Source organism: Roseibium sp. (genome assembly GCF_050301095.1).
Taxonomy (GTDB): domain Bacteria; phylum Pseudomonadota; class Alphaproteobacteria; order Rhizobiales; family Stappiaceae; genus Roseibium.
In genome coordinates this window covers 1-6,112 of the sequence record NZ_JBNKYW010000001.1, presented here as the reverse complement: position 1 = coordinate 6,112, position 6,112 = coordinate 1, and the positions used below count along the sequence as shown (strand labels likewise).

6 protein-coding genes and 1 pseudogene are annotated in these 6,112 nt (G+C 63.7%); all 7 read right to left on the bottom strand.

The annotated features are described in order from the left end of the window. On the bottom strand, positions 1-764 hold a 764-nt coding region (locus ACQY7U_RS00035), incomplete at its 3' end, for an ABC transporter substrate-binding protein (protein WP_428640744.1). A gap of 127 nt (positions 765-891) precedes the next feature. Further along, on the bottom strand, positions 892-2,511 hold the full coding sequence (locus tag ACQY7U_RS00030) for an AMP-binding protein (RefSeq protein ID WP_428640742.1): 1,620 nt from the start codon (positions 2,509-2,511) through the stop codon (positions 892-894). Positions 2,512-2,514: 3 nt separating this feature from the next. Further along, a complete protein-coding gene (locus tag ACQY7U_RS00025) occupies positions 2,515-3,669 on the bottom strand; it encodes an acyl-CoA dehydrogenase family protein (protein WP_428640741.1) in 1,155 nt (384 codons plus the stop codon). Next, positions 3,669-4,469, bottom strand: coding sequence for an enoyl-CoA hydratase family protein (locus tag ACQY7U_RS00020; RefSeq protein ID WP_428640739.1), 801 nt, complete (start codon positions 4,467-4,469; stop codon positions 3,669-3,671). Before ACQY7U_RS00020 ends, ACQY7U_RS00025 begins: the two co-directional genes overlap by 1 nt. Positions 4,470-4,473: 4 nt before the next feature. After that, positions 4,474-4,944 carry a MarR family winged helix-turn-helix transcriptional regulator gene (locus tag ACQY7U_RS00015; protein ID WP_428640738.1) on the bottom strand — a complete coding sequence of 157 codons (471 nt, stop codon included), beginning with the start codon at positions 4,942-4,944 and terminating at the stop codon, positions 4,474-4,476. Further along, a complete protein-coding gene (locus ACQY7U_RS00010; RefSeq protein WP_428640736.1) occupies positions 4,941-5,684 on the bottom strand; it encodes an SDR family NAD(P)-dependent oxidoreductase in 744 nt (247 codons plus the stop codon). Before ACQY7U_RS00010 ends, ACQY7U_RS00015 begins: the two co-directional genes overlap by 4 nt. Beyond that, positions 5,681-6,112: pseudogene (locus tag ACQY7U_RS00005) on the bottom strand (bifunctional salicylyl-CoA 5-hydroxylase/oxidoreductase); the annotation flags it as partial. The pseudogene ACQY7U_RS00005 and the gene ACQY7U_RS00010, both read right to left, overlap by 4 nt.

Below are 6,112 nucleotides of genomic sequence, written 5' to 3'. Positions count from 1 at the left end.
AGCGCGGCATCGCCGACGGCCTGCAGGATGCCCTGGTCAAAGGAGAAGGCCGGACCGACGACCGGCAGGTCGACGCCACTGTCTTTGTACTGCTTCAGGAAGGAGATCCCCATGCCGCCGGGCAGGAAGAAGAACACGCTGTCGGCGCCGGAGGCGCGGATCTGGGCGAGTTCGGCCGCATAATCCGTCTGTCCGAGCTTGGTGTAGATCTCACCGGCAAGGCCGCCCTTGTAGAAGCGCTTGAAGCAGGTCAGCGCATCCTTGCCGGCTGGATAGTTCGGCGCAAGGATGAAGGTGTTCTTGAAATCGGCGAAATTCGCATAGGCGCCGGCGGCCTCGTGCAGGTTGTCGTTCTGCCAGGCGACGTTGAAATAGTTCGGATGACAGCCCTTGCCGGCGAGTGCGGAAGGTCCGGCGTTCGGCGACAGGTAGAACTTGCCCTGCGCAGTCGCGGAGGGAATGACGGCCATGGCCAGGTTGGACCAGATGATGCCGGTCAGAACATCGACCTTTTCCGACTGCACCATCTTGTCGGCGAGCTGGACGGCGATGTCCGGCTTGCGCTGATCGTCCTCGATGACGACCTCGAGGTCTTCGTTGCCCGCCTGCTTGACCGCCAGCATGAAGCCGTCGCGCACGTCGATGCCAAGCCCGGCCCCGCCGCCGGACAGGGTGGTGATCATTCCGACTTTAACCGGATCTGCCTGAGCCCCTGCGACACTTGCTGCCAGTGCGGCCGCTGCCGCCATCGTTACCAGTTTCATTTCGAACTCCTGTTGGTTCAGAGCTAGTTGTTCCCACTTGTATTGTTCGTCCTCATGCGTGGAGGACGTTTCGGGCTTTGTTTTTCCTCTTCACGCCCGCCCTGGCATGAGAGTTTTCGGTTCGATCTCAGGCGTCCGGGCGCAGCCGGAAGCGCTGGATCTTGCCGGTTTCCGTTTTCGGCAAGGTCTCCGTGAAGATGACGGAGCGCGGATATTTGTAAGGTGCGATCGTCGCCTTGACGTGGTCTTGCAGCGCCTTGCGCAGGGTGTCGTCGGGCTCGTAGCCGTCGCCGAGGACCACATGCGCCTGGACAATGGAGCCGCGCTGTTCGTCCGGTGCGCCGATGACGGCGCATTCCTGCACGGCCGGATGGGCCAGAAGCGCGGCTTCCACTTCCGGGCCGGCGATGTTGTAACCGGCCGAGATGATCATGTCGTCGTTGCGGGCGGCAAAGTGCAGATGGCCGTCCGCGCTCATGGAAAAGCTGTCGCCGGTGATGTTCCAGCCGTCGACCACATATTGCTTCTGGCGTTCATCGGCCAGGTAACGGCAGCCGGTCGGACCGCGCACGGCCAGACGACCGACTTCGCCCTTAGGCACTTCCTTGCCCTCCAGGTCGACGATCTTCACCTCGTAGCCGGAGACCGGCTTGCCGGTGCAGGCGGGCTTGTGATCGTCGAAACGGTTGGAGATGAAGATGTGCAGCATCTCGGTCGCGCCGATGCCGTCCAGCATCGGCTTGCCGGTCTTCTCCATCCAGGCCTCATAGACCGGCGCCGGCAGGGTCTCGCCCGCGGAGACGGCCGCGCGCAGCGAGGAAAGATCGGCACCTTCCTCCATGGCCTGCAGCATCACCCGGTAGGCGGTCGGCGCGGTAAAGCAGACCGTTGCCTTGTATTTCTGGATGATCTCGATGAGGTTCGGCGGCGAAGCGTTTTCCAGCAGCGTCGCGGCCGCGCCGAAGCGCAGCGGGAAGACGGCCAGTCCGCCGAGACCGAAAGTGAAGGCAAGCGGAGGCGAGCCGACGAAAATGTCGTCCGGCGTCACGCCCAGCACTTCCTTCGCATAGCCGTCGGCGATGATCAGGATGTCCCGGTGAAAATGCATCGTCGCCTTCGGCGTTCCGGTCGACCCGGACGTGAAGCCGAGCAGCGCGACATCGTCGCGGCCGGTCTCAACCGAGTCATAGAGCACCGGCTTTTCCAGTGCCAGCCGGTCCAGCTCCGCGTCATGGTTCGAGGTGCCGTCGAAGCCGATCACCTTCTTCAGGAAAGAAGAGGTCTTGGCACAGGCAACCAGTTCGTCCATCAGCCGCGTGTCGCAAAGCGCGAATTCGACTTCGGCCTTGTCGACGATCTTGGCAAGTTCGCCCGCGCGCAACATCGGCATGGTGTTGATGACCACCGCGCCCGCCTTGGTCGCCGCCAGCCAGCAGGCGACCATAGCCGGATTATTGGCCGAGCGGATCAGCACCCGGTTGCCCGGCTTGACGCCGAGATCCTCGGTCAGGACGTGGGCCAGGCGGTTGGTCCAGTCGGCCAGTTCCTTGTAGGTGCGGCGGCGGCCGTTGCCGATCAGGGCGGTGTGATCGCCAAAGCCTTTCTCGACCATGCGGTCGGTCAGTTCGACGGCGGCGTTCAGCCGTTCGGGATAGGAAAACCCTTCCAGCAGGAAATCGGGCCACGTGTCTTCCGGAGGAAGATTGTCGCGGGTGAAGGTATCGACATGTGCGGACGGACCAAGCATGGATCAGACCCCCTCAAAGGCGCCAAGTGTCTGGCGCGCAATTATGATTTTCTGGACATCGGACGCGCCCTCGTAGATGCGAAGCGCGCGGATTTCACGATAGAGCTTTTCGACGGCGGACCCGGAGCGGACCCCGTCACCGCCGTGAAGCTGAACCGCCTTGTCGATCACCTGCTGCGCCTGGTCGGTGGCAAAGAGCTTGGCCATCGCCGCTTCGCGGGTGACGCGCGGCGCGCCGCTGTCCTTCGTCCAGGCCGCCCTATAGATCAGCAGCGCGGCGGCATCGATGTCGAGTGCCATATCGGCGATATGCCCCTGCACGAGCTGCAGGTCGAAGAGCGGAGATCCCTGGATCTTTCTCGTTGTAACGCGCTGCAGGGCTTCGTCCAGGGCGCGGCGGGCAAAGCCGAGGGCGGCGGCAGCAACCGTGGACCGGAAAATATCCAGGACCGACATCGCGATCCTGAAACCTGCGCCCGGCGTGCCGATCATGTTTTTCTTGGGTATGCGGCAGCCGGTAAAGCGCAGGGTGGCCAGAGGATGGGGCGCAATGGTTTCCAGCCGTTCGGTGACTTCAAAGCCTTGCACGTCCGGCGTGACGATGAAGGCGGAGAGGCCCTTGGCCCCCGGCGCTTCGCCGGTCCGGGCAAAGAGCGTATAGACGTCGGCTATGCCGCCGTTGGAAATCCAGGTTTTCTCGCCGTCGAGGACATAGTGATCGCCGTCGTCCGTCGCGGTCATCGTCGAGTTGGCGACGTCGGACCCCGATTGCGGCTCGGTCAGCGCAAAGGCCGAGATTGCCCCGCCCGAGCGTGTCTTCGGCAGCCATTCCGCCTTCTGCTCGTCGGTGCCGAACAGCGAAATCGCGCCGGTGCCGAGGCCATGCATGGCAAAGGCGAAATCCGCCAGCCCGTCGTGGCGCGCAAGCGTCTCGCGGATGATGCAGAGGCTGCGCACGTCGAGCTTGCCGTCTTCTGCACCCGAATGTGTCAGGAAACCGGCAGCGCCGAGATCCGCTACCAGCTTGCGGCAGAGGGCATCCGTGTCGCCGTGATCGAGACGGGCAAGGTTTGCGGCCGCCCAGCTTTCCAGCTCTTCGGCGAGGGCCCGGTGCTTGTCTTCAAAAAAGGGCCAGTGAAGAAAGGATTTATCGGCCATCAGTCGCCCTCGAACACCGGTTTTTCCTTCTTGACGAAGGCCTCATAGGCGCGGGTGAAATCCTTGCCCTGCATGCAGATCGCCTGAGCCTGGGCTTCGGCCTCGATGGCCTGTTCCAGGCTCATCGACCATTCCTGGGCCAGCATCGTCTTGGTCATGGAATTGGCGAAGGTCGGCCCGGCGACGATGCGCTCGGCAAGCTGCATGGCGGTCGCTTCCAGCTCTGCCGCCTCGACCACCGAATTGAAGAAACCCCAGGCATGGCCTTCGTCGGCCTTCATTGCCCGGCCGAGATAAAGCAGCTCGGCGGCGCGGCCCTGACCGATGATCCGGGGAAGGATCGCGCAAGCGCCCATGTCGCAGCCGGCAAGGCCGACGCGGTTGAAAAGGAAAGCGACCTTGGCTTCCGGTGTCGCGACACGCAGGTCCGAGGCCATGGCCATGATGGCGCCCGCTCCGGCGCAGATGCCATCGACCGCGGAAATGATCGGCTTGCCGCAGTTCAGCATCGCCTTGACCAGATCGCCGGTCATGCGGGTGAAGGCCAGAAGCTCCTTCATGTTCATGCGGGTCAGCGGGCCGATGATGTCGTGAACATCGCCGCCGGAGGAGTAATTGCCGCCGTTCGGCAGGATCACCACCGCATGAACGTCGTCGGCATAGACGAGGTCGCGGAACCAGTCGCGCAATTCCGCGTAGCTCTCGAAGGTGAGCGGGTTCTTGCGCTCCGGCCGGTCCAGCGAGATCCGCGCGATACCGTCTGCGATCTCGCACCGGAAATGGGTTACATCACTACGCATCGCGTCAATCCTCTTCGCTCTGGTGGGTCAGGACCACGTCCAGAGTGCCTGAAAGCATTTCAATATCTTCCGCCGACAGACCTTCGAGCAGGGTGTTGATCCAGCCCTCGTGATGCTCCGCCAGCACCTCGAATTCCGCCCTGCCCTTCGGGGTAAGCCGCGCAACCTGCGCGCGGCGGTCGCCGGGGACGGCCACCCTCAGGGCCAGGCCTTCCTGGGTCAGCTTGTCGACAATGCCGGTGACATTGCCGTTGGAGACCTTCAGGAAGGTCGAAAGTTCGCTCATCTTCAGCCCGTCCGGGAACCGTGCCAGGGCGGACATGACGTCGAAGCGCGGCAGCGTCGTGCCGTGCCCGTCGCGCAGGTTGCGGCGGACTTCCGCCTCGATTCCGTTGACGGACTTAAGCAGCTTCAGCCAGACGCGCAGCCGCGCCTTGGAAAGGCTGTCGGGGGTCAGTTCGGGGGCGGACTTCATAGCTCGCCTCCGGCAAGGGTGAGGGCATGGCCGTTGACCGACATCGCCCCGTCGGTGCAGAGCCAGAGTGCGCTTTCGGCGACTTCCGAAGGCTGGATGAAACGGCCCTGCGGATTGTCTGCTTTCAGCGTGTCCATTGCCGCTTCCCGGCTCATGCCGGTCTTGGCAACGATGGTCTCTATCGAACGCTCCAGCATCGGGGTCTCGACGAACCCGGGACAGATGGCGTTGACGGTGATGCCGGTCTTCGCCAGCTCCCGGGCAAGCGAACGGGTCAGGCCGACGACGGCGTGCTTGGCGGCGCAATAGGCGCTGACATATGGGTAGCCGCGCAATCCGGCAGTCGAGGCAATCGCGATCATCCGCCCCCAGCCGTTCGCCTTCATGTCCGGCAGGGCCGCCTGCCAGACATTGAAAACACCCATAAGATTGACCGACATCATCGCCTGCAGATCGTCCGGAGTCGTCCTGGCAAAGGGAACGCTGGTGACCGACCCCGCGTTTGCGATGACCACGTCGACCGGCCCGGCCGCTTCCCGCGCCGCCGCAAAGGCAGCCTGAACGGCTTCCGGATCGGTGACGTCGCAGACCTGAAAGGGAAGGTTCTGTTCCGCCAGGCTTTTCTCCGTCCGGCCCATGATGGTGACCTTGGCGCCATTGTCTGCCAGGTACCGGGCACAGACGGCGCCGACGCCGCTGCCGCCGCCGGTGACGACGATATGACGGTCCGAAACACTCATACCTTCAGCATCTCCGCTTCCCGGTCCGCCAGACGCCACATCTGGTCACGGCCGGCAAGATAGGGCATCGGCCAGTCGGTGGCGTTGCGGTCGCCGATCTTGGCTGCCTCATGCAGCGTCCAGTAGGGATCGGCCAGATGCGGGCGGCCGACTGCCACCAGATCCGCCCGGCCCGCCAGCAGGATCGAGTTGGCGTGATCGGCCTCGTAGATGTTGCCGACGGCCATGGTCGGAAGCCCGCCCTCGTTGCGGATACGGTCGGAGAACGGCGTCTGGAACATGCGGCCGTAGACCGGCCTGGCCTTGACGGAGGTCTGTCCGGCGGAAACATCCACCAGATCGACACCGGCGGCCCGGAACAGCTTCGCGATTTCGACGGCGTCGTCCGGCGTGATGCCTTCCTCGCCCACCCAGTCGTTGGCCGAGAT